The organism is Pseudomonas sp. MWU13-3659 (genome assembly GCF_023757525.1).
Lineage (GTDB): Bacteria > Pseudomonadota > Gammaproteobacteria > Pseudomonadales > Pseudomonadaceae > Aquipseudomonas > Aquipseudomonas entomophila_E.
Map to the genome: position 1 here is coordinate 222,233 of NZ_JAMSHW010000008.1, position 19,357 is coordinate 241,589.

At 63.2% G+C, this 19,357-nt stretch carries 24 protein-coding genes and 1 pseudogene; all 25 read left to right on the top strand.

The window, feature by feature from the left end; all coding sequences use genetic code 11:
- Window positions 1–27 precede the first annotated feature (27 nt).
- Window positions 28–234, top strand: coding sequence for a Cro/CI family transcriptional regulator (locus NGM28_RS28810; RefSeq protein ID WP_353620518.1), 207 nt, complete (start codon window positions 28–30; stop codon window positions 232–234).
- A gap of 126 nt (window positions 235–360) precedes the next feature.
- Window positions 361–849, top strand: a complete 489-nt coding sequence (locus NGM28_RS13050) for a phage regulatory CII family protein (RefSeq protein ID WP_252090424.1) — start codon at window positions 361–363, stop codon at window positions 847–849.
- Window positions 842–1,045, top strand: coding sequence for a TraR/DksA C4-type zinc finger protein (locus NGM28_RS13055; RefSeq protein ID WP_252090425.1), 204 nt, complete (start codon window positions 842–844; stop codon window positions 1,043–1,045). Before NGM28_RS13050 ends, NGM28_RS13055 begins: the two co-directional genes overlap by 8 nt.
- On the top strand, window positions 1,042–3,780 hold the full coding sequence (locus tag NGM28_RS13060) for a bifunctional DNA primase/polymerase (protein WP_252090426.1): 2,739 nt from the start codon (window positions 1,042–1,044) through the stop codon (window positions 3,778–3,780). The genes NGM28_RS13055 and NGM28_RS13060 overlap by 4 nt, the downstream gene beginning before the upstream one ends.
- Window positions 3,777–4,109: a hypothetical protein gene (locus NGM28_RS13065; protein ID WP_252090427.1), complete on the top strand. Its 333-nt coding sequence runs from the start codon at window positions 3,777–3,779 to the stop codon at window positions 4,107–4,109. Before NGM28_RS13060 ends, NGM28_RS13065 begins: the two co-directional genes overlap by 4 nt.
- Window positions 4,110–4,111: 2 nt before the next feature.
- Window positions 4,112–4,654: a hypothetical protein gene (locus NGM28_RS13070; RefSeq protein WP_252090428.1), complete on the top strand. Its 543-nt coding sequence runs from the start codon at window positions 4,112–4,114 to the stop codon at window positions 4,652–4,654.
- A 208-nt stretch (window positions 4,655–4,862) separates the two neighbouring features.
- Window positions 4,863–5,210: a phage holin family protein gene (locus NGM28_RS13075; protein WP_046856366.1), complete on the top strand. Its 348-nt coding sequence runs from the start codon at window positions 4,863–4,865 to the stop codon at window positions 5,208–5,210.
- 136 nt (window positions 5,211–5,346) lie between these two features.
- A complete protein-coding gene (locus NGM28_RS13080; protein ID WP_252090429.1) occupies window positions 5,347–5,868 on the top strand; it encodes a DUF1441 family protein in 522 nt (173 codons plus the stop codon).
- 43 nt (window positions 5,869–5,911) lie between these two features.
- On the top strand, window positions 5,912–7,804 hold the full coding sequence (locus NGM28_RS13085; protein ID WP_252090430.1) for a phage terminase large subunit family protein: 1,893 nt from the start codon (window positions 5,912–5,914) through the stop codon (window positions 7,802–7,804).
- Between the two features lie 11 nt (window positions 7,805–7,815).
- Window positions 7,816–8,031: a hypothetical protein gene (locus NGM28_RS13090; protein ID WP_252090431.1), complete on the top strand. Its 216-nt coding sequence runs from the start codon at window positions 7,816–7,818 to the stop codon at window positions 8,029–8,031.
- Between the two features lie 2 nt (window positions 8,032–8,033).
- The gene (locus NGM28_RS13095; protein WP_252090432.1) at window positions 8,034–9,641 is read left to right on the top strand and encodes a phage portal protein; all 1,608 of its coding nucleotides are present in this window, start codon (window positions 8,034–8,036) and stop codon (window positions 9,639–9,641) included.
- Between the two features lie 2 nt (window positions 9,642–9,643).
- Window positions 9,644–10,864, top strand: a complete 1,221-nt coding sequence (locus tag NGM28_RS13100; RefSeq protein ID WP_252090433.1) for a S49 family peptidase — start codon at window positions 9,644–9,646, stop codon at window positions 10,862–10,864.
- 13 nt (window positions 10,865–10,877) lie between these two features.
- Window positions 10,878–11,228: a head decoration protein gene (locus tag NGM28_RS13105; RefSeq protein WP_252090434.1), complete on the top strand. Its 351-nt coding sequence runs from the start codon at window positions 10,878–10,880 to the stop codon at window positions 11,226–11,228.
- Window positions 11,229–11,238: 10 nt separating this feature from the next.
- Entirely contained in the window at window positions 11,239–12,267 is a 1,029-nt protein-coding gene (locus NGM28_RS13110; RefSeq protein ID WP_252090435.1) for a major capsid protein, read from the top strand.
- 1 nt (window position 12,268) lies between these two features.
- Window positions 12,269–12,448, top strand: a complete 180-nt coding sequence (locus NGM28_RS13115) for a hypothetical protein (RefSeq protein WP_252090436.1) — start codon at window positions 12,269–12,271, stop codon at window positions 12,446–12,448.
- Between the two features lie 2 nt (window positions 12,449–12,450).
- Window positions 12,451–12,771, top strand: a complete 321-nt coding sequence (locus NGM28_RS13120; RefSeq protein WP_252090437.1) for a head-tail joining protein — start codon at window positions 12,451–12,453, stop codon at window positions 12,769–12,771.
- The gene (locus tag NGM28_RS13125) at window positions 12,768–13,430 is read left to right on the top strand and encodes a hypothetical protein (protein WP_252090438.1); all 663 of its coding nucleotides are present in this window, start codon (window positions 12,768–12,770) and stop codon (window positions 13,428–13,430) included. The genes NGM28_RS13120 and NGM28_RS13125 overlap by 4 nt, the downstream gene beginning before the upstream one ends.
- The gene (locus NGM28_RS13130; RefSeq protein ID WP_252090439.1) at window positions 13,423–13,956 is read left to right on the top strand and encodes a hypothetical protein; all 534 of its coding nucleotides are present in this window, start codon (window positions 13,423–13,425) and stop codon (window positions 13,954–13,956) included. The genes NGM28_RS13125 and NGM28_RS13130 overlap by 8 nt, the downstream gene beginning before the upstream one ends.
- Window positions 13,953–14,534, top strand: a complete 582-nt coding sequence (locus NGM28_RS13135) for a phage baseplate assembly protein V (RefSeq protein ID WP_252090440.1) — start codon at window positions 13,953–13,955, stop codon at window positions 14,532–14,534. Before NGM28_RS13130 ends, NGM28_RS13135 begins: the two co-directional genes overlap by 4 nt.
- A 41-nt stretch (window positions 14,535–14,575) precedes the next feature.
- The gene (locus NGM28_RS13140; protein ID WP_240065342.1) at window positions 14,576–14,797 is read left to right on the top strand and encodes a hypothetical protein; all 222 of its coding nucleotides are present in this window, start codon (window positions 14,576–14,578) and stop codon (window positions 14,795–14,797) included.
- A gap of 2 nt (window positions 14,798–14,799) precedes the next feature.
- Window positions 14,800–15,126, top strand: a complete 327-nt coding sequence (locus NGM28_RS13145; RefSeq protein WP_252090441.1) for a GPW/gp25 family protein — start codon at window positions 14,800–14,802, stop codon at window positions 15,124–15,126.
- Window positions 15,123–16,004, top strand: coding sequence for a baseplate assembly protein (locus NGM28_RS13150; RefSeq protein ID WP_240065340.1), 882 nt, complete (start codon window positions 15,123–15,125; stop codon window positions 16,002–16,004). The genes NGM28_RS13145 and NGM28_RS13150 overlap by 4 nt, the downstream gene beginning before the upstream one ends.
- Before the next feature lies 1 nt (window position 16,005).
- Window positions 16,006–16,614, top strand: coding sequence for a phage tail protein I (locus NGM28_RS13155; RefSeq protein WP_252090442.1), 609 nt, complete (start codon window positions 16,006–16,008; stop codon window positions 16,612–16,614).
- Window positions 16,607–17,677: pseudogene (locus NGM28_RS28815) on the top strand (phage tail protein); the annotation flags it as partial. The gene NGM28_RS13155 and the pseudogene NGM28_RS28815, both read left to right, overlap by 8 nt.
- 219 nt (window positions 17,678–17,896) lie before the next feature.
- On the top strand, window positions 17,897–19,291 hold the full coding sequence (locus NGM28_RS28820) for a tail fiber protein (RefSeq protein ID WP_502943853.1): 1,395 nt from the start codon (window positions 17,897–17,899) through the stop codon (window positions 19,289–19,291).
- Window positions 19,292–19,357 lie beyond the last annotated feature (66 nt).

Sequence of the window (19,357 nt, forward strand, 5' to 3'; positions counted from 1 at the left end):
GCGCACTGACCCATTGAGGACATTGGGATGGAAAGCGAGTTTGGTGTGCCTTTGCGAGATTTCGCAAAGGACAAGAGCCAGCCGGAGTTGGCTGAGCTACTTGGTGTCACGCAGAGCGCGGTTTCTCAGATGCTCAACTCATCGCGCGATATCCGTGTGCGGTGTGATGAGGCTGGGGAATGCACGGCTGTCGAGATCCGTCCAATTGGACGGCGCCGCAAGCCGGAACACTAGGGTGCTGGGCTGGGGACTCTGACCTCCCCAGCCCAGCTACGACGTCGCACAGCACAGTACGGTCGTGGTTGTAGGATAGGTCTTACCTGGCCCTATGACTAGGCCGTAAACCGAGGATTTACGGTTATGAGTCGCATTGATCTATTGCCGGGCGCTGGCCCGGTCCTCACCTTGCGGCAGGCGCTCTATCGCGCTGGTCGCGATTATCACGGTGGTATCACCAGGCTGGCCTTCGACATGGGGCTAGAGGTGGATACCTTGCAGAAGAAGCTCCACCACAACGAAGAGCGCCGCTGGCCAACCCCCGACGAGTTGGAAGAGATCGTGCAGTTGACCGCCGATCCGCGTCTGCTTGATGCGCTGGTCCGCCCGGCCGGCGTGGTGTGGTACCGCCCTGAGCCGGTGCCGGCTACCAACGATGCGCTGCAGGCTGTGGCGAAACTCCTCGAAGAATCCGGCCAGTTCGTGGGCAGTCTGCACGACGGTGCCTCGGACAAGATATGGACCTTGGCTGAGGTGCTGGATCTGGAGCAGCGGGGGTTGGATGTTATCCGCCAGGTGCTCGCCATCACGGCGGGTGCGCGCGAGGCCATGGAGGACATTAATCATGGCTGATGAAGTCGATTTCGCTAATGACCACGCCGAGTACTTCCTCCAGCTGTCGCTGCAGCGTCTTGCACGACTGCCGGTCAAGCCGAGCGCGCAGTTCTGCGAGGACTGCGACGAGCCGATCCCGCTGGCCCGCCAGCAGTCGGTTGCTGGCTGCGAAACCTGCGTTGATTGCCAGAGCCTGCGGGAGCGGCGCCGATGAGCGAGCGCCCAACTCCTGCCACAGCTGATTGGGCGCGGCGTTACATTGAAACCTTCGGTCTGGCCCTGGTCTCGATTGAGCCGGGTGAGAAGGGACCGAAGGGTGCCGGGTGGAATAAGCCTGGTGGCTATTTCACTGATGCCTTGAAAGCTCAAGCGTTCTGGACCGCGAACCCGAACCACAACCTCGGTGTTGTGCTCGGGCCGAGTCGCGTCTGCTCGCTCGACGTTGATGATGTCGAGTTGACCCGGCAGGTCTTGCAGCAGACGCTCGGGTTAGATGTCGATGCACTCGCTGATGCATACCCAACCTCGGTGGGCAACCCTGAACGATTCCGCGTGATGTTCCGCGTCCCTGACGGCGTGGAACTGAGCCGTCATGCCCTGGTTTGGCCGAACAAAAACGACCCGGATGGCGCCATCTACAAGGGGCTCATGGCGCAAGTGAAGACTGCTATGGCCGAGGGTGATACCGGCCGCGAGGCAGCTTTCCGCACGGCAGCTGAGCCCTTCAAGAAAGTGACAGTTTTCGAGCTGCGGGGCGGCCTGGTGCAGGATGTATTGCCGCCATCCATTCACCCTGGCACTCGTAAGCCCTACACATGGCGCACCGAGCCAGAGGCGGGTGGCTTGCCGGACCTGCCGGCCGAATTGCTGGCTATCTGGCAGGGCTGGGACGAGTTCAAGCCAAAAGGGGAGGCCGTTTGCCCGTGGAAACCGAAGCTGGCTGCGCCTGCCGTTAGGCCAGCTCCAAAGCCATCCATGGCAGCAGCCCGGTCTGGTGACAAGCTCCCCGAGGTCATCCCTGAATTCAATCGCATACATGACATCGCCACGATAATTGAGGCGCACGGCTATAAGCGTATCGACGGGAAGTGGTTGAGCCCACACAGCAGCTCTGGGATGCCTGGCGTGACCATCACGGATGGCAAGCTGTTTTCACATCACGCCTCCGACCCGCTGGCCAACGACCACAGGAACGATGCGTTCGATGTGTTCTGCATCCTGGTGCACGATGGCGATCGGCGGGCGGCCACCAGGGCGGCCGCGAAGATCCTCGGTATCGAGGCCAAGTCGCGACCCCCGGCACCGCCGCCGATGGGCGAGCTTCCCCGTACCCCATCGATGGTCGAGCAGGCCGGCCACGACGACCAGTCAGCTTGCACTGATGTTGAGCCAGCGCCCAGTCCGGCCGGCTCCTCGGCCTCCGGGGGGGAGGGGGGCAGTGCGCTGGATATCGAAGGCGCTATGCGCCGCTTCGCACTGATCGAAGGTACCACGCACGTCTGGGACATCGACAAGGCGAAGCCGATGAAGAAATCGGGCTTCGAGGCGTTGCTAGGCAAGCCGTTAGCCAAGGAGTGGATGGAGCGGGCCGACAAAAAGCTGATCTCCCCTGAACAGGCCCAGGAGCTGGATGAAGCACGGCGCCTTGCGAGCAAGAAGGGCGGGGCGCTAAGGCTGGACCCCATCGAGCGCTATGTGTACATCGACGGTACAAAGGATGTCTGGGACCGGGAGAAGAAGCGGCGAATCCCGGAGGGGGCTGTGAAGATGGCCCTAGGCGAAGAGTACAAGTGGTGGCTGAACTGTCGGGAGCGTCGTGTGGTGGACGTCGATCACATCGTGTTCGACCCGACCATGACCAAAGACCCAAATACCTACATCAACACCTTCGAGGGGCTGCCCCTGGAGCCGGTGCGGAATGATGCCGCCTGCGAGAACCTGCGCTGGCTGATCTCGTTCTTGTGCAACCACGACGAGCAGGCGCTGAGCTGGCTGACGAAGTGGCTCGCGTTCCCGTTGCAGCACATGGGCGCCAAGATGGATACCGCCGTTCTGATGCACTCGATCATGGAGGGCTCGGGCAAAAGCCTGCTGTTCGCCGACGTCTTCGGTCAGCTTTACGGACAGTATGCGGCGACGGTCGGGCAGACGCAGCTAGAAGGCAGCTTCAACGCCTGGCAGAGCCGCAAGCTCTGGGCAGTGTTCGAAGAGGTCGTCAGTAGGGACCAGCGCTACAACCAGGTCGGCAAGATCAAGCACATGATCACCGGCAAGACGGTGCGCATGGAGTCTAAGTTCATCAACGGTTGGGAAGAGGCCAACCACATGAATGCGGTCTTCTTGAGCAACGAGATCATGCCCTGGCCGATCAGCGACGCTGACCGACGGATGCTGGTCATGTGGCCCATGGAGACGCTGCCCGTTGAACGTCAGAAAGCGATCAGTCACGAACTGGCCCATGGTGGAGTCGCAGCCTTGTACGGCTGGCTGTTGGCTGTCGAGCTGGGTGATTTCGACCAGCGTACCCGCCCTCCGAAGACAGAAGCGCGGCAACGGTTAGTCGCGCTTAGCCGAACAGCATGGCAAACTTTCCTGCACCTCTGGCAAACTGGAGAGCTTGGTCGAGGCCTATGGGGTTGCTGTCTCGCGACCGACCTTTACGCATTGTTCATTGAGTGGTGCTCACGTAACAAAGAGCACTCTATGAGTCAGACGAAGTTCTCACTGATGCTCAGTGCAACGGTCGATAAGACGCGCTCGATCCCATGGACAGAGAGGAATAACCGGCGATTCGCGGCGTTCTTCTTCCCCGATGGACCTGAGGCTTCCCTGCCCCCATCGTTTAATGCGGCCGAGCTTGGGCAAGCCGTTATCACCTGGCGCAGCAAGGCGAAACTTGCAGGGTGGAACGTCGATGCGTGGGAACACGTAAAGGGGGGCGCTGCATGAAACCAAGAACCCCCGTGTTGGGTGTGTTGGGTTTGTGTTGGGTAGGTTTGAGCAACTCAACACGCGTAGAGACCCCGAATTTCAAGGCTTCCCGTACCCCTGTGTTGGGTGTGTTGGGTTCGCGCGCGCGCGTGCGTGCGCGTGATTTATTTCTCATGCCCCGGCAGCTCAATAAAAAAACCTATGCGAGGACTCAAAAACCCAACAAACCCAACACACTCAACACACCTATTGAAAATGCATTGAATTCATTGGGTTTTATCTGTGTTGGGTTTGTGTTGGGTTGCTGGTTTTTGTGTTGGGTACTGATTCTGGAGGGATGCCTATGACGATGAACCACGGATTGCGCCTCCAGATCCTGGTGCAACTTGCCCAGCACCAGGTCGACATGGCTCAACTGATCGACCAGACCGAACGCCTGCGCCTGGTGGGCGAGTTGATGAAGCACTGGGGAGAGCAGCGTGGGAAGCTGGGACTGGAGGCGAGTCTTGGCAGCCAGATGGGCACGATCATGGAGTGGAAGGGATCGGCGCCGCGTACAGGGTCGTCTGGTGCGCGCATTCTGGTATCGGGTGCGGGCCTCGACCATGCCGCAGCAGAAGTTGATGCGGCAGTGGCGGAGCTGGCGCGGCGTGATGCTCGGGGTGCAACCCTGGCCAAGCTGGCCGAGCTGCGCTACCTGCACGACGCGACGGTACGTGAGCAGATGCGCGAAGTAGGGCTGGCCGAGGACGCTGATCGTACCTACCGCAACTGGGTGAAAGCGCTGCACCTGCAGGTGCTGGGCATCCTGGGAGCGAGGGCGGGGCGGGTTCGCTTGATGACCGTTCGTCGGGTCACTATGCAACTTGCCTGCAACATGGATGCTACATAACGACCACATGGCTGCGTACCGAAAAATACCGCTTTTCGGTTTTTCCGGTCGCTGGTAAAAAGGCGCCACGATATCAAAAGTGCGCTTAGGCGCTTCCCCCCACAAGCACCGTGCTGTGCAACCCGCTCCGATCTGTCGGCGCATCGAGAACCCTGCCATCTGGCGGGGTTTTCTTTTTCCGGCATCGTGCTTTGCCAATGAGGCTTACATGAACAGCGAGCAACAAGCGTTAGTCGAGATGCCGATCTGGATGGTGATCGTACTGTCCCTGGTCGGCGGGGTGTCGGGTGAAATGTGGCGGGCGGACAAGGCGGGTGCTCGCGGCTGGGGATTGGTTCGCCGGCTCGCGCTGCGTTCGGGGGCCTGCGTTACCTGCGGGCTCTCGGCCAACATGCTGCTGTATGCGCTCGGCGCCTCGGTGTGGATGGCGGCGGCGGTCGGTTGCTTGACCGCGATGGCCGGTGCCGATGTCGCGATCAACCTCTACGAGCGCTGGGCCGCCAAGCGGCTGGGCCTGGCGCAGGTGCCGCCAGCTGGCACCGAGGCAGGCCAGTGAGCCGGCTGGGGGCAGGGGGTGGGGGCCGATTTTCTGGGTCCTCCCCCCGGGCCGCCCCCTACACGGGTGCGCAGACTCGCGGTTTCTCTGCAGCTGGAAATCTGGCAGGGATGTCCGTCTTTTCAAGGACTTAGTGATGGGCAAGACAGTCAGCAAGGTCGAACTGGGTGAGATCGTTGGGCGCGACGAACGTACGTTGAGCCGGTGGCAGAACGAGGGCATGCCGGTTGATGAGTTCGGCGTGGGTCGCGGCAACGAAAACCAGTACGACACCCAGGCGGTAATCGAATGGTTGATGCGCCAAGCCGCGTTGAACGGCAAGAAGGAGTCCGCACGGGACCGACTTGACAGGCTGCGTGGCGACCGCGAAGAGATCGCACTGGCTCGGGAGCTGGGTGAGGTTGTGGTCGAGGCCGAAATGGTCGAGCGCTTCGAGGCGGTGATCACCGCAGCGAAGATCGAGTTGCTGAACACCTTCCCCGATGAGCTGGCGATTTCGCTGTCCGCCAAGTACGGCGTGCAAGTGGATAACCAGCTGATCCGCGAACCCATCGAATCAATACTGAGGAGGTTGTCCGCGTATGACGAGGACGACGATCTCGCCGGGGATCCTGACGAGCCAGACGACGAAGAGGGCTCTGAAGAAGACGGCGAGTAAGGCGATACGCCGTGTCTGCCGCAAGTGGGCGCCGCCGCCACGCATGTCCATCATCGAATGGGCGGACCGGTTCCGCTGGCTGGCCCCAGAGGAGTCGGCAGCACCAGGTAAATATCGGTTCGATAAAACGCCGCACTTGATCTGGCCGGGTGGCCCGCTCGAAGCGCTGGACGATCCGAACGTCTCCGAAATCGTGGCCCGCAAGTCAGCCCAGGTGGCCTGGACATCGGGGGTGCTGGGCAATGCCCTGGGCAAGTGGATCGATCTCGACCCGTCGCCGATCCTTGTCTTGTTCCCCAAGGCCGAAGCGGCCAAGCAGTACGTGGCGGAAAAGCTCGAACCGATGATCATGGCCACCAAGCGGCTGCGGAGAAAGGTCGACCTGCGCAGCCGCAAGTTGCAACAACGCCAGGACTTCAAACGGTTTCCCGGCGGATTTCTCAAGATGGTCGGCTCCAACAGCCCGGCCAGCGTAAAGTCGACGCCGGTTCCACGGGTCGCTATCGAAGAGCCCGACGACTGCAACCTGAACCTGCGGGGGCAGGGGGACAGTATCAAGCTCGCCAAGGAACGTCTGAAGACGTTCTTGCGGTCGAAGATCATCATCGGTGGCACCCCGACCATTAAGGGCTTGTCGGCGATCGATGCCGAGATGGAGCTGTCAGACAAGCGCGATGGTCTGGTCCCGTGCCATGGTTGCGGGCATGTGCATGCGCTGAGTTTCGAGCACTTGCACTGCGATGAAGACGAGCACTACTTCCACGCGGTGTACGGCAAATGCCGGCCGGAGACGGCTTACTACGCCTGCCCACACTGCGGCGAAATCTGGGATGACCACCAGAAGAATGCCAACCTGGTCGATCCGCGCTGTCGTTGGGTGGCAACGGCCGAGTTTCGTGGCATTGCCGGCTACAACATCAACGAGCTGTATGCCACGTTCCCTGGCTCCCGCTTCGAAGTGCTGATGGAGAAGAAGTTGCAGGCTGAGCACGCCGCGCGGCAGGGCAACATTGGTCCGATGATCGCCTTCACCAACAGCTCGATGGGCGAAAGCTACGAGTACAAGAGCGACGCGCCCAAGACCGACGAACTGGAGAAACGCGCCGAACCTTACGCCGAGCTCACTGCGCCGAAGGGCGTGCTGCTGGTGACAGTCGGCGTCGATGTCCAGGGCGACCGCCTTGCCGTGCTCTTCACGGGCTGGGGGCGTGGGGAGGAATCCTGGCGGTTGTACTGGGGCGAGCTGCCCGGCAACCCCATCGACCCCCACGACCCGGTGTGGACGGAGCTGGACCGGATGATCGCCACGCCGATCCCCACCGAGAGCGGCGCCCAACTTGCCGTGTCAGCGGTCAGTATCGACAGCTCCGACGGCAACACCAGCGACGCCGTATACACCTACGTGCGGGATCGCCAACGCTTCAACATCATGGCGATCAAGGGCGCATCGATCGACAGCCGGGACCGGGAGATTTTCACCAAGCCGGCCCAGTCGGCGGACACCAGCCAGGACAACACCAAGGCCTCGAAGTATGGCCTGCGCGTGTTCATCGTTGGCACCCACAAGGCCAAGACGCTGATCGATGGCCGGATGCGGCTCAAGGGCAGCGGACCAGGGCGCATGCACTGGTACAGCGAGATCCGCGTGGACTACTACGAGCAGGTGACCAACGAGGTCCTGGCGCCGCACCCGCGCACACCCAGCAAGATGGTCTGGCAGAAGAAAGCAGGCCGACGCAACGAAGCGCTGGATTGCGAGGTGTACGCCCTGCATGCGGCGCGCAGCCTCAAGACCCACCTGCTGCGCGATCACGAATGGGATCAGCTGGAGCAGCAACTGCTGCAGCCCACCCTCTTCACTACTGAACAGGCGGTGGCGCCGGTTCCTCGCCGCGCTGTCACGCGCGGTAGGGGCACGCGGAGCCGCGTCCACTAACCGAGGTCACCATGAGTGATGCACAAAAACGCCTGGACGAGGTCCGGGCGGCGATCTCGCGCGTCCTGAAAAACGGCCAACGCTTGCGTCGGCAGGATCGCGAGGTACAGCTGGCCGAGCTCAACAGCCTGCGCTTGCTGGAGAAGCAGTATGCCGACGAGGTCGACCGTGAGCGGGCTGCGCTCCAGGGCCGGGGCCGCAACCGCATTTCATACGTGGGACTCTGACCATGTGGCCGTTTCGAAAGCAGGAGTCGGCTGCCGATCAACTGATGACCGAGGCGATCCGCGTGGCCAGGGGGGCCGTCGATAACCAACAGATTGTCGCCCAGGGTGGCGGTGGTGGGGTTGAAACCCGTTGGCGCGGTGCGTCGCGGGTGCTGCGTAGCGTGGCCAGCTGGTTGCCAGGCCTTGGCAGCCCCCGGCGCGACCTTAACCAGAGCGAGCGCCGCATGTTGGTGGCACGCTCCCGCGATGCCATGCGTAACCATTTGGTGGCCCGTGCGGCCATCACGCGATTGCGCACCAACGTAGTGGGCACCGGGCTGGTCTGCCGTGCCCAGGTCGACCATGAGGCGCTGGGTATCACCGAGGAAGAGGCTGAGCAGCTCAACGGTGAGCTGGATCGGCTGTGGTCGCTGTACGCCGATGATCCGAGTGAATGCGACGCCGAAGCGACGCTTAACCACTATCAACTGCAAGCCCTGGTGCTGGTGTCGTCGATGGTCGCGGGCGACGTATTCGTGGCTAGTCCCGATCAGGAGCGGCCTGGCTGCATCTTCAGCACGCGGTTGCAGCTGATCGAGTCCGACCGCGTCGGCAATCCGAATGGCGGCATGGACCGGGCTGACCTTGTCGAGGGCGTCGAGTTCGATGGCCTTGGCGCACCGGTCGCGTACCACGTCTGTACCGGCTACCCCGGTGAGCATCTGGCAGGCAAGACGCTGGTCTGGGAGCGGTTGACTGTGTTCGGTGCCGAGACGGGGCGTCGTCGTGTGTTGCACGTCATGGCCGACAAAGAACGGCCAGGGCAGAAGCGCGGGGCACCGTACCTGTCGCCGGTGCTGGAGCCGCTGCAGAAACTGGAGCGCTACAGCAGCGCCGAGCTGATGGCGGCCGTGATCTCGGCGATGTTCACCGTGTTCATCAAGAAGAGCGCCGACTTTAACCCAGGCAATCTGCCGATGTCCGCGCTCAGCGAAGAGCAACCGGGAGGAGATGACACCTCGGACGGTGCGCTTGCGCTGGGGGAGGGGGCCATCGTTGACCTCGGTGTGGGTGAGGAGCCGATGGTGGCCAACCCCAGTCGGCCCAACGCCCAGTTCGATCCGTTCTTCACTGCGGTGGTGAAGGAGATCGGCGCCGCGCTGGAGCTGCCACTGGAGGAGCTGCTACTGCACTACAGCAGCAGCTACAGCGCTGCCCGCGCCGCCATGCTCCAGGCTTGGCGCTTCTACAGCTTGCGGCGTTGGTGGCTGGCCTGCGACTTCTGCCAGCCCAGCCGTGAGCTGGTCATCGATGAGGCCGTGGCCAGAGGCCTGGTGAACCTGCCGGGCTACAGCGATCCAGCCAAGCGCAAGGCCTATTGCCAGGCCATCTGGATTGGCCCGGCGCGCGGCGCGATCGATGAGTTGAAAGAGGCCAACGCAGCCGGAAAGCGCATCGAGATCGGTGTGAGCAACGAGACGCTGGAGACAGCGGCCATGACCGGCGAGCCCTGGCAACAGGTGATTCGTCAGCGCACCCGCGAAGTCACCTACCGGCGACAGCACAGCATGCAGGCGCTGCCCAAGAGTGGGCTTGAAAACCCGCCAGACCCCAAACCCGAAGAGGAATAGAGATGCTTCGAGCACTTGAGCTGGCTGCCTCGCAGCCCTGGCTGATGCTGCCCGACGCCTTGGACAACCTGCTGACCATCTCCGACCGCATGGGCGATCCGGTGGCGCTGGCGACCAAGCGCGGCGAGCGGCTGGAAGAAACCCGGCGCGTCACCATGCGCGGCAATGTGGCGGTGGTGCCGGTCACCGGGCCGATCTTCCGTTACGCCAACCTGTTCACCGAGATCAGCGGTGCCACCAGCACCCAGGTTCTGGCCACCGATATCCAGCGCGCCTTGGATGACCCCAAGGTCAAGTCCATCGTGCTCAACATTGATAGCCCAGGTGGTGTGGCGTCGGGCATCAACGAGCTGGCCGAGATGATCTACGAGGGACGGTCGCGCAAGCGCATCGTCGCGTACATCGGCGGGATGGGTGCCAGTGCGGCCTACTGGATCGCTTCGGCGGCTGACGAGATTGTCATCGACGAGACCAGCATGGCCGGCAGCATTGGCGTGGTTGTCGAGGCGGTGGTCGAGAACGAGAAGGTCAGCGGTCGCACTCGGTACCAGATCGTCAGCCGCAATGCTCCCAACAAGCGCCCGGACATCGCGACGGAAGAGGGGCGCGCGAAGGTGGGTGAAACCATTGACGCCCTGGGCGAAATCTTCGAGGGCAAGGTTGCCCGCAACCTCGGCGTTGCTGCCGAGAAGGTGCCCGAGATGGGCGACCACGGCGGCATCCGCGTCGGTGCGGACGCCGTCAAGCACGGCCTGGCCCATCGCACGGGCTCGCTGGAATCCCTGATCACTGAACTGGCCAAGCCGGCCATCAACTCCCCAAGGATACACACCATGACCACAGTCAAGACCACGGCAGAACTGCGCACCGCGATTGCAGCGGGCACCGACCCCAACACCATCGAGATCGCCCAAGCCGAGCAGGTAGACACTGCGGCCATTCGCGCCGAAGGCGCCACGGCTGAGCGTGAGCGTATCAAGGGTATCAACGCGCTGGCCGTCAAAGGCTTCGAGCAGGAGATCGGCGCAGCCATCGACGACGGCCGCTCGGTCGAAGCCACAGCCTTGTCGCTGCTCAAGGCCTCGCAGGATCGCGGTATCTCGCTGTCCGGCATCAAGAGTGATGCCCAGGGCGTCACCGGTACCACCCCGCCCGCTGGCGGCAAGGAAGGCGATCGCAAGGCCGCCGTTAGCGCAATCGCTGCAGGCGCCTCGCGCCGCTGAATAGGAGCCTCACATGACAAACCCCGTACGCAGTTCCTACCTGCCGAGCCAGCTCTCTGCGGGTGACTTCCCGATCGTGATGGACGCTGCGGTGATCGCTGCCGGCCAGAAGCTGCGCCGTGGCGCAGTGTTGGGCCAGATCACGGCCAGCAAGGAGTACCAGCTGAGCAAGGCCGCCGCTGACGACGGTTCCCAGGTGCCCAGTGTGATCCTCGATCAGGACGTTGACACCACCGAGGGGGCGAAGAGCGCACCGGTCCGTCTGACCGGCCAAGTGCTGGGCAGCCAGCTCACCTTTGGCGAAGGGGTGACCCTCGCCGCCGCAAAGGCCGCCCTGCGGCCTCTCAGCATCTTCATTCGATAACGGAGTTCCAATGGATATCTTTGACACCCTGACCATGCTGGAAGCCGTCGAGCAGATGGCGTTGCCGCGACGTTTCCTCATGAACACTTTCTTCAACGGCGGCACCCCGGAGACCTTCCCGACCGAGACGGTCACCATCGACATCATGAAGGGCCAACGCAAGATGGCGCCCTTCGTTCACCCGACCTTGCCTGGCAGCGTGTCGCAGGGTACCGGCTTCAGTTCGTCGACGTACAAGCCGCCGTACATCCAGCCCAAGCGCGCTACCCGTGCAGAGCAGATCTTGAAGCGGGGTGCGGGTGAGACGCCGTTCTCGACCAAGACGCCCGCCGAGCGCGCGGGCGAACGGCTCGGCCGCGACCTGGTGGATCTGGATGACGAGATCACGCGCCGGGAAGAGTGGATGTGCGCCCAGGCGCTGACCACAGGCCGGATCCGGGTTGTTGGTGATGGTGTTGATGACACCATCGATTTCCTCATGGAAAACACCCACAAGGTCACCTTGGCCACTGGGCGTTGGAACACCGCTGGCTCCGACCCCATCGCGAACATGCGTCAGTGGCGCCGCCTGATTGCCAAGGACTCGGGCCGATCGGCGAACGTCGCGGTGTTCAGTGGCGAAGCGCAGGACGCCTTCCAGGGGAACGAAGCAGTTCTGAAGCAGCTGAACAGCCGCCGCGTCGACATGGGTTTGATCAAGCCAGAGGAACTACCGGATGGCGTGACCTACCTCGGCTACCTCAATGACCCAGGGGTGGACATCTTTGTCTACGACGAGTGGTACCTGGACGACGAGGGCACCGAGCAACCAGTGATTCCGGCAGGCGGCTTGATCCTGGGTTCCACTTCGACCCGCAACGCCATGCTCTACGGCGCCATTCAGGATCTGGAAGCCATCGAGAGTGGCATGGTGGAGGCGGCTCGGTATCCCAAAAGCTGGATCACCAAGGAGCCGAGCCAGCGCTGGCTGAAGGTTCAGGCGGCACCGCTGGCCGGCCTGCTCGAACCGAACGCATTCCTCTTTGCGAAGGTGGTGTGACATGGCTGCGAAAATCGAATACGTGGTCGTTGACGGTTGCTTGCAGGATGGCAACGAGGTCATTCGCGAAGGTGAGGTCTACACCCCGCCCAGCAAGGAGGTAGCCGAGCTGCTGCTGGATGAAGGCAAGATCGCGCGCCGTGGTCAGTTGCCGAAGGATGGTGCGGACGACGGTGACTGATCATGGCCTTCCGTGACCAGGTGGCGGAGATGGACGCGGTGCTGCTGGACGAGCTGGGTGACGAAGTGGAGATCGAGGGCATTGCTGGTCCGGTGGCGGGCTTTATGTCCGTGCCCTGGCAGCAGCCTAAAGTCGGCTCGATCAACACAGGCCTGCGGCAACCGGTCTTTTCCGTACGTGTGGGGGACGCTGTTGGTATCAAGGAGGGGTTGCACCTGGTGTGCGATCTCGCTCCAGCCGATGGCGGTGGGCGGTACATCATCGTCAAGCGTGATCCAGACGGCACAGGCTGGGTCAACTTCGCTCTGCGGGAGGTGCGATGAGTGTCGGCAGCTTTCACAAGCAGTCAGCCAGCACAGGCCTGATCATGCTTCAGGCCAATGCGCGGCAGGTGAAGGGATTCGAGCAGTTCGCTGGGTTACTGCCCAAGGCCATCCTTGCTGCCGAGCGGCGTGCGATCAACAAGACGTTGCGGTGGTTGCGTACTCACATTGCGCGGGCGGTAGGCAGGCAGGAGCGTATCGGCATTGCGGCGGTGCGGCAGCGCCTGCGGGCCTATACCGCAGGTAGCAACGGACAGGGCAAGCTCTGGTTTGGCCTGAACCCGATCGAGGCCAGTCGTGCGGGGCGGGTCAGGGAGGCTCGTTCCGGCGTCTCGGTGGCCGGTCGGCGCTACCAGGGCGCGTTCTTCAGGCAGGTATACGGCAACAAGCCGGATATCTGGATCCGCACGGCCAGCAAACATTTCAATGCCAGCGACTATCCCGACAGCGAGATCGCCAAGGCCGGGGGCGCGAGTTCTGGCTGGATTGCCGAGAACGACAGCCGCTTCCCGCTGGCCAAGGCCAAGATCTCCCTGGAAGAGGTCCGGCCCCACTTCGAGTCCTGGACCAGTAAGGCCCATCAGCGCCTGCTGGTGGTGATGGAGCAGGAGTTGAACTTCGAGCTGCATAAGCTCTCACGGAGAAACGGTAATGGTTGAGGATCCGATCCCTCTGGCGAGGGTGTATGCCGCGATGGAGCGAACCATCGCTGAGGCCATCCCTGGCTTGCGTTACGTGGGCACGATGCCGGGGATGCTTGAAACCATCGAGGTCCCTGGCGTCGTGCTGGAACTGTCTGGGTTCGAGCCGGCTGATCGTGACCCTGGTACTGGAGAGGTAGCGATCGAGGCACGCTTCGAGGCCAGGCCGATCGTTGGTGCCGAGTGCGACGATCACCTGCATGTAGTGGCGTTTATTGCGGCTCAGCTCGCGGTGCTGCTGCGTCTGCAGACGTGGGGTCTTGAAGTCGAACCCGCGCACCTGGTACGGGCCGAACCCGACTGGAGTCGACCCGAGTTGGATGGGCTGGCGGCCTGGGTCGTCGAGTGGACCCAGGTCATCTACCTCGGCGAGGAAGAGTGGCCCTGGCCCAACCAGCCGCCTGGCTCAATTGTCTGGGGCTTTGTCCCCGAGACGGGCCAGGGTAACGAAGGCAGCTACCTGCCTCCGGAGGGCATGGGATGAGCTATGCAACCGCTCAGCACGACCGCATGCTCGCTGATGTAGTGCTTCCCTGCGTAGTCGTCGCGGTCGACCTGGCCGCCGCCCGTGTGCGGGTTTCCGATGGCGGCGACTGGACCAGTGCGTGGGTGCGCTGGCATTCGCTGGCAGCCGGCAAGGCCCGGCACTGGCGCTCGCCGAGCCTCGGTGAGCAGGGCGCGCTGGTCAGTCCCAGCGGCAATCCCGCGCAGGGCACCTTCGTGCCGGGCTTGTTTGGCAATGCCGGTGCGCCCCCGGACAACCGCGACCACGTCGAGGTGTGGCGCTTCGACGACGGCGGCGAGCTGGTCTACGACTGGCAGGCCAAGAGCTACACCATTCAATTGCCGAGCGGCACGGTCACCGTTCAGGTCGGCGCTTCGCGGGCAGTGCTGACGGACGATGCCATCACGGCACAGTCCAGCAGCATCAGCGCCCAGGCCGACACGATCACCTTGACCGGCCGGGTCACGATCAACGGACCGCTCACCGTGACCGGCGACATCAACGGCGGTGGCCGGATCATCGACACGGCCGGCAACACGGCCAACCACAAACACTGACCAGCCCGCCCAGCGCGGGCTTTTTCATGCCTGGAGGATCCATGGCCAAGACGCCGAAAGACACTGAAGAAGGCGCCGAGCCTTCTATCCCGGTGGTGGAGACCATCACCTTTGTTGACCAGGTCTACACCCATCGCAAGCTGTTCTTGCCCAGCTGGGCAGAGCTGGTGGTGGTACGGGGCACCATTGAAGTGAAGAGCGACAACACCTTGGTGCTGGAGTACCTGCGCAACCGGCCTGACTTCAAAGAGCAAGGGGCCTGACCATGAACGGTATGGACCGCCGCACGGGGCAGCTGGTCACCGGCCTGTCGCACCTGCGGCAGTCTGTCGAGGACATCCTGGGCACCCCAATAGGCAGCCGTCGAATGCGGCCCGAGTACGGCAGTCAGCTGCGCCGCTATGTCGACTTGCCGGTCAATGAGGGGTGGAAGAGTGCGGTACAGGCGGAGGTCGCCCGTGCCTTGGGGCGCTGGGAGCCTCGGTTGAAGCTGAAGCGTGTGCGGGTTCTGTCCGTTGTTGACGGCATGGTCACCATGCAGCTGACCGGGCAGTACCTGGGCGATAGCGCGGTGGTGGAGGTGAGTGTATGAGTACGGTTGATTTATCCCTGCTCCCGGCGCCTCGGGTGCTGGAAAGCTTGGACTTCGAAGACGTGTACGGCGACGAGCTGGCCCGCTTCCGTGAGTACATGGGCGACAAGTGGGATGCATTGCTGGAGAGCGACCCGATCACCAAGCTGCTAGAGCTGGGGGCGTATCGCCGGCTGCAGAACCGGGGGCGGGTCAATGACGCGGCGAAGGCGTTGCTGCTGGCTTACGCGGTGGGTTCTGATCTGGACCATCTAGCGGCCAACGTCAGCCTGCGGCGCTTGGTGGTACGGGCTGAGGATCTCAGCGCGGTACCTCCTGTGGAGGAAGTGCTGGAGGCGGACGATGCGCTACGTGAGCGGGTGCAGCTGGTCTACGAAGGGTTGACCACTGCCGGCCCCCGCAACAGCTACATCCTGCACGCACGCAATGCGTCGGGGCAGGTAGCCGACGCGACGGCGGAAAGCCCGGCCCCGGCCGAAGTGGTGGTAACGGTGCTGTCCCTGGAGGGCGATGGACTGGCCTCACCGGAGCTGCTGGAAACGGTGCGGCAGCACCTGAACGATGACGACGTGCGCCCGGTGGCTGACCGCCTCACCGTGCAGACCGCCGAGATCCTGCCCTACAGCATCGAAGCCGTGGTGTACATGGCCGGTACCGGGCCGGAGAACGAAGCCATTCTGGCGGAGTGCAAGCGCCGGCTGGAGGCGTGGGTCAATCCCCGTCGCCGATTGGGCGTCGAGGTCGCCCGTTCGGGCATCGATGCCCAGCTGCACATCGGCGGCGTCATGCGTGTCGAGCTGGTGGGTTGGCAGGACATCCGCCCGACCAAGGCCCAGGCGGCCTGGTGCGAGGACGTGATCGTGACGCGGGGTGGCTGACATGAACAGCCTGCTGCCGCTGAACAGCACTCAGCTTGAGCGGGCCGTCGAGTACGCCACGGACGAAGTGACCGAGGTTCCGCTGCGCACGTTGTACAACCCCGACGCCTGCCCGGCGCACCTGCTTCACCAGCTGGCCTGGGCCTGGTCTGTAGACCGCTGGGACGATACCTGGTCGGAAGCGGTCAAGCGCTCGGTGATCCGCTCGGCGTTCTACATCCATGCACACAAAGGGACCATCGGCGCCTTGCGCCGAGTGGTGGAGCCATTCGGCTACCTGATCGAGGTGGTCGAGTGGTTCGAGCTGCAGCCGAAGGGGGTGCGCGGCACTTTCGCGCTGAAGGTTGGCGTCTCGAACGGTGGGATCAGTGAAGAGACATACCGCGAGTTGTCGGCGCTGCTCGATGACGCGCGGCCGGTGAGCCGGCCCATGGTCGGCCTTGAGATCAGTCTGGAAAGCCTAGGCGGGTTCTACATCGGTGGCTCGGTGAGCGACGGCGACGTGCTCGACGTGTACCCACCCATCCCCCGCGACATCGAGGTCGCCGGCCAGATTGGTCGTGGCGGCCGTGAACACACAATAGACACCCTGGACATTGCACATGGTTGACCAGAATTCCCAGTTTTACGCCATCCTCACGAACGTGGGCGCGGCGAAGCAGGCTAACGCCGACGCCATGGGCATCCCGTGGAAGATTACCCAGATGGGCGTGGGCGACGCCAATGGCGCCGACCCTACACCCAATGCTACCCAAACCGCCCTGCTCAACGAGTGGCGCCGGGCGCCGCTGAATCAGCTGAAGGTGGACGACAAGGACAGCGCGATCATCGTCGCCGAGCAGGTCATTCCGGCCGAAGTCGGCGGTCACTGGATCCGCGAGATCGGCCTGTACGATGCTGACGGCGACTTGGTGGCTGTGGCCAATTGTGCGCCGACCTACAAGCCGTTGCTGAACCAGGGATCGGGGCGCACGCAGGTAGTGCGCATGAGCCTGGTGGTCAGCAGCTCCAGCAATGTACAGCTGAAGATTGACCCGAGCGTCGTCCTCGCCACCCGCGAGTTTGTGACCGAAGAACTGGCGCGGCAGGACTTCAAGCATTCGGTGCTCGCCGCGACCACAGCTCCCATCGGCCTGAGCGGTTTGCAGACGGTGGACGGGGTGGCGCTGCAGGCGGGCCACCGGGTGCTGGTCAAGGACCAAGCGGCCGGCAAGGACAACGGCCTGTACCTGGTCGCGGCCGGGGCCTGGGTGCGCAGCGCTGATGCGGACAGCAGCGCCAGGGTAACGCCGGGGCTGTTGGTCCTGGTCGAGCGTGGCAGCGTCAATGGCGACAGCGCCTGGCAGTTGGTCACCGACGCACCGATCACTCTGGGTGTCACGGGCTTGGCGTTTGAAATGGCGTTTGGCCGAACTGGGGTGGCGGCGGGCACGTACCGGAGCGTCACGGTCGACAAGTACGGCCGCGTCGTTGCCGCGACCAACCCGACAACGGTCGCCGGCTACGGCCTGACTGACGTGTACACCAAGACCGAAATGAATGTGGCGCTCTCGGCCAAGGCGCCGCTGGATAGCCCAGTGTTCACGGGGGTGCCCCTTGTGCCATCGGCGGCCAAGGGCAACAGCTCGCTGCAGGCGGCCAACACGGCGTTTGTACAAGGCGAAATCACCAGCCTGATTAACGGGTCGCCGGGTGCGCTGGACACGCTGAAAGAGCTGGCTGACGCCCTGGGCAACGACCCCAACTTTGCGACCACCGTGATCAACGGCCTGGGCGCCAAGGCCGACAAGGCCACTACCCTGGCCGGCTATGGCATTACCGATGACGTGCAGATACGGGGGCAGAAGCTGGTCGGGTCGTTCACCGTGGAATGCCTGGATATCACCGAGACGGTGGGTGCCACGGGGATCTTGATCAGAACCCAGATTCCGGCCGTCGATGGGATCATGCCGACGCTGACGATCAAGGGGGCGCTGAGCGGCTATACCAGCCCGTTCGAGGCTAAGCTGTGCTGGTACTACTTCAATAACGCGATCTACCAGCCGCAGGTGCTGGTCAGCGGGGTTAGCGTCGGCCTCGACACCCTGTTCAATGTCCATCTCAGTGTCAGCGGTGGCTTGATCAACATCCGCCTGGACTTCGGTATCAGCGTGTACTTGCCGCGACTCACGGTGACGGCGATCAAGGACCGTAGCTATGGTGGCAGCCTGGCGCATTACCTGGGCTGGACCAGCACGATTTACAGCGCCGCTATCGCGGGCGAGGTCGCGGCATACCGGGTGGCGGCGGTTACAACGGCGAACATCACCAGCGCGGCCTTTGGCCTGGCGAAAACCGGCCAGTTGCCGATGGTCAATGTCACCGGTCTGGTCGACGCGCTGGGCGGGAAAACGCCTTACGGCCACGGGCACGCCATCGCGGATGTTGGCGGCTTGCAGGCGGCGTTGCGCGCTGCGTCGGGCCTGGCGCAAGGTCCGGTTGACCAAGACCCGAACTTGGCGGTTACCCAGGTGATCCTCACGGACCACCCGAATGTGCCGGTGCCTGGGTTTTACTGGCACATCACTACGACGTTCTACAACAACATCGTCTCGGACGGGAACCGCTCGCAGCTCGCTATCCAGTACAACGGCGGCAGTGCCGTCTATGTGCGCAGTGTCTACACCACGGCGGGCGGCTGGACGAAGTGGCGGCGGCTGGATAATCAGGTGCCGGCAGGAACGATTGTGTATTTCCCCGGCTACCTGCCGCCGCCTGGCTACCTCAAGGCCAACGGTGCCCAAGTGAGCCGCACGACCTACGCGGAGTTGTTCGCGGCGATCAGCACGTTTGGCGGGGCGGGCGACGGAAGCACGACGTTCAACGTGCCGGACCTGCGCGGCGAGTTCATTCGGGGCTATGACGATGGTCGGGGGGTGGACGCCAACCGCGCGCTGGGCTCGATCCAGTACAGCCAGAACTTGAGCCACACGCACATCGGTGTCACCGACACGATTGGCTCACACAGCCACGCCGTGAGTGGGCCGACCAACACCACCGGCTCGCACACTCACAACATCAACATGGGCGGCAATGACGTGGCCGGTTACCGGCCGGCAATTACCGCGCCCGGCGCCGACGGGATCATGACGGCGGGGGCCATTTCGGCCGCTGGCGACCACGCGCACTGGTTCTCGGCCACGTCGGATGTCAACGGTGCCCACGCGCACAACCTGTCGATCTACGCGGACGGCGGCAACGAGTCGCGGCCGCGCAACATGGCCTTGCTTGCCTGTATCAAATACTGAGGATTGATGATGACTGCACCTGCGATTTACCACGCCCACCCCGTGACGGGGGAGTTCTTGGGGAAG

Coding starts and splice junctions, on each gene's coding strand:
- NGM28_RS28810 (WP_353620518.1), top strand. CDS start 28: ATGGAAAGCGAGTTTGGTGTGCCTTTGCGAGATTTCGCAAAGGACAAG.
- NGM28_RS13050 (WP_252090424.1), top strand. CDS start 361: ATGAGTCGCATTGATCTATTGCCGGGCGCTGGCCCGGTCCTCACCTTG.
- NGM28_RS13055 (WP_252090425.1), top strand. CDS start 842: ATGGCTGATGAAGTCGATTTCGCTAATGACCACGCCGAGTACTTCCTC.
- NGM28_RS13060 (WP_252090426.1), top strand. CDS start 1,042: ATGAGCGAGCGCCCAACTCCTGCCACAGCTGATTGGGCGCGGCGTTAC.
- NGM28_RS13065 (WP_252090427.1), top strand. CDS start 3,777: ATGAAACCAAGAACCCCCGTGTTGGGTGTGTTGGGTTTGTGTTGGGTA.
- NGM28_RS13070 (WP_252090428.1), top strand. CDS start 4,112: ATGAACCACGGATTGCGCCTCCAGATCCTGGTGCAACTTGCCCAGCAC.
- NGM28_RS13075 (WP_046856366.1), top strand. CDS start 4,863: ATGAACAGCGAGCAACAAGCGTTAGTCGAGATGCCGATCTGGATGGTG.
- NGM28_RS13080 (WP_252090429.1), top strand. CDS start 5,347: ATGGGCAAGACAGTCAGCAAGGTCGAACTGGGTGAGATCGTTGGGCGC.
- NGM28_RS13085 (WP_252090430.1), top strand. CDS start 5,912: ATGTCCATCATCGAATGGGCGGACCGGTTCCGCTGGCTGGCCCCAGAG.
- NGM28_RS13090 (WP_252090431.1), top strand. CDS start 7,816: ATGAGTGATGCACAAAAACGCCTGGACGAGGTCCGGGCGGCGATCTCG.
- NGM28_RS13095 (WP_252090432.1), top strand. CDS start 8,034: ATGTGGCCGTTTCGAAAGCAGGAGTCGGCTGCCGATCAACTGATGACC.
- NGM28_RS13100 (WP_252090433.1), top strand. CDS start 9,644: ATGCTTCGAGCACTTGAGCTGGCTGCCTCGCAGCCCTGGCTGATGCTG.
- NGM28_RS13105 (WP_252090434.1), top strand. CDS start 10,878: ATGACAAACCCCGTACGCAGTTCCTACCTGCCGAGCCAGCTCTCTGCG.
- NGM28_RS13110 (WP_252090435.1), top strand. CDS start 11,239: ATGGATATCTTTGACACCCTGACCATGCTGGAAGCCGTCGAGCAGATG.
- NGM28_RS13115 (WP_252090436.1), top strand. CDS start 12,269: ATGGCTGCGAAAATCGAATACGTGGTCGTTGACGGTTGCTTGCAGGAT.
- NGM28_RS13120 (WP_252090437.1), top strand. CDS start 12,451: ATGGCCTTCCGTGACCAGGTGGCGGAGATGGACGCGGTGCTGCTGGAC.
- NGM28_RS13125 (WP_252090438.1), top strand. CDS start 12,768: ATGAGTGTCGGCAGCTTTCACAAGCAGTCAGCCAGCACAGGCCTGATC.
- NGM28_RS13130 (WP_252090439.1), top strand. CDS start 13,423: ATGGTTGAGGATCCGATCCCTCTGGCGAGGGTGTATGCCGCGATGGAG.
- NGM28_RS13135 (WP_252090440.1), top strand. CDS start 13,953: ATGAGCTATGCAACCGCTCAGCACGACCGCATGCTCGCTGATGTAGTG.
- NGM28_RS13140 (WP_240065342.1), top strand. CDS start 14,576: ATGGCCAAGACGCCGAAAGACACTGAAGAAGGCGCCGAGCCTTCTATC.
- NGM28_RS13145 (WP_252090441.1), top strand. CDS start 14,800: ATGAACGGTATGGACCGCCGCACGGGGCAGCTGGTCACCGGCCTGTCG.
- NGM28_RS13150 (WP_240065340.1), top strand. CDS start 15,123: ATGAGTACGGTTGATTTATCCCTGCTCCCGGCGCCTCGGGTGCTGGAA.
- NGM28_RS13155 (WP_252090442.1), top strand. CDS start 16,006: ATGAACAGCCTGCTGCCGCTGAACAGCACTCAGCTTGAGCGGGCCGTC.